General features: G+C 69.4%; 3 protein-coding genes. 2 read left to right on the top strand and 1 reads right to left on the bottom strand.

Annotation, left to right across the window (positions count from 1 at the left end; all coding sequences use genetic code 11):
• The coding region (locus tag AC3XYG_RS33415; protein ID WP_489144203.1) for a helix-turn-helix domain-containing protein at nucleotides 1-483 on the bottom strand (483 nt) is incomplete at its 3' end.
• A 141-nt stretch (nucleotides 484-624) separates the two neighbouring features.
• Between AC3XYG_RS33415 and AC3XYG_RS33410 the strand changes: the two genes are divergently transcribed.
• Nucleotides 625-1,143, top strand: coding sequence for an MOSC domain-containing protein (locus tag AC3XYG_RS33410; protein WP_489144202.1), 519 nt, complete (start codon nucleotides 625-627; stop codon nucleotides 1,141-1,143).
• Nucleotides 1,144-1,151: 8 nt separating this feature from the next.
• Nucleotides 1,152-1,500: ferredoxin reductase (locus AC3XYG_RS33405; protein ID WP_489144201.1), on the top strand; the 349-nt coding region annotated here is incomplete at its 3' end.

Genomic DNA, 1,500 nt, shown 5'->3' with positions numbered 1-1,500 from the left:
CCCCAGCACGGTCACCTGCCCCGCGGCGTCGACCTCCACCGACCCGTCCAGCACGAAGATCATCTCCTCGCCGGCATGGTGGTGCTCGGAGTCCCGGACCGCCGCCATCGGCAGATCGACGATGAAGACATTCGCGGCGCCGGCATCGCCCGGCCGGCTGAGGGGCGAGAACGCATAGCCGGCATCCTCGGGCGCCATCGTCCTGAAATGGCGGCCATCCCGGCGCACGATGTGGAGCACGGCGTCGTCGCCGACCTCGCCGAGCAGCGTCGACACGGAGGTCTGCAGCGCCTGCGACAGCCGCAGCAGGGCTGCGATCGACAGCGTCTTCTGACCCCGCTCGAACCGGGACAGATGCCCTTTGCTGAGCCCCGTCTGGACCGCCAGCGCATCGAGCGTCAGGCCACGCCGCAGCCGCAGCGCCCGCGCCTGGACGCCGTGGGGGGCGCCGCCGGCCTCACCAGTCCTTTGTCCGTCAGACAATCCCGTACCCCCAGGCCGCAACGCAACGCTGGGCAGCACTGTAGGGAGGATCGCCGCCCGGACAAACATCTTGCACCATCGGCTCGTCCCTGCCATCAATTTGTCCATTGGACAACAAAGTTGTCTCGTGGAGTGAATGCGATGACCAGCCCCGATGCCGGCTCGGCCAGCTTCGATATCAGCATCCCCGCCGCAACCTGGACCGGGACGGTCGAGGCGCTGCACTTCACCCCGCGCTCGTTCCTGCCGATGCACGCGGCGCCGCTTCTGACCCTGGTCGCCGGCGTGGGCATCGTGGGCGACCGCTATGCCAATGGTGACGGCTTCTACTCCGATCGGCCCGAGGAGGGCCGCCAGATCACCCTGTTCGAGGCGGAGACGCTGGAGGCCTTGCTGCGCGACCATGCCGTCACCCTGGCGGCCGGCGACCACCGCCGCAACGTCACCACCCGCGGTGTGCCGCTGAACCACCTGGTCGGCCGGCGCTTCCGGATCGGCACGACGCTGATCGAGGGCACCCGGCTGAGCACGCCGTGCCGGCATATCGAGCAGATCACCGGCCAGGAGATCTTCACGCTGCTGCTGCACCGTTCCGGCCTGAACGCCCGGATCCTGGAGGGCGGCGTGATCCGCTGCGGCGACACCGTCCGGCCGGCATGAGCGCCTGAATGCCCAAGCTGATCCATCGCGTCACCACGATCGTCCGCCGCATCCGCCGCGTTTCGGACGACGTGCTGTCCTTCGAGCTGGCCGACCCCGATGATTGGGAGCTGCCGCCCTTCACTGCCGGGGCCCATATCGACGTCCACCTGCCGAACGGCAAGGTCCGGCAATATTCGCTGCATGGCGACCCGGCGGAGGGAAACCGCTACCGGATCGCGGTCAAGCGCGCGGCGGCCGGCCGCGGCGGGTCGGCCTGCCTGCATGAGGATGTCGCCGAGGGCGACATCCTGCCGGTGTCGCTGCCGCGGAACCACTTCCCCCTGGCCGCGGCGCCGCACCATGTGCTGATCGCCG

This window comes from Inquilinus sp. (assembly GCF_057815775.1).
The sequence above is the reverse complement of the archived record's forward strand: the minus strand, read 5'-3'. Positions and strand labels throughout refer to the sequence as shown.

What these genes read in the sequence shown, in the direction of transcription:
- AC3XYG_RS33410 (WP_489144202.1), top strand. Translation starts at nt 625, where the DNA reads ATGACCAGCCCCGATGCCGGCTCGGCCAGCTTCGATATCAGCATCCCC.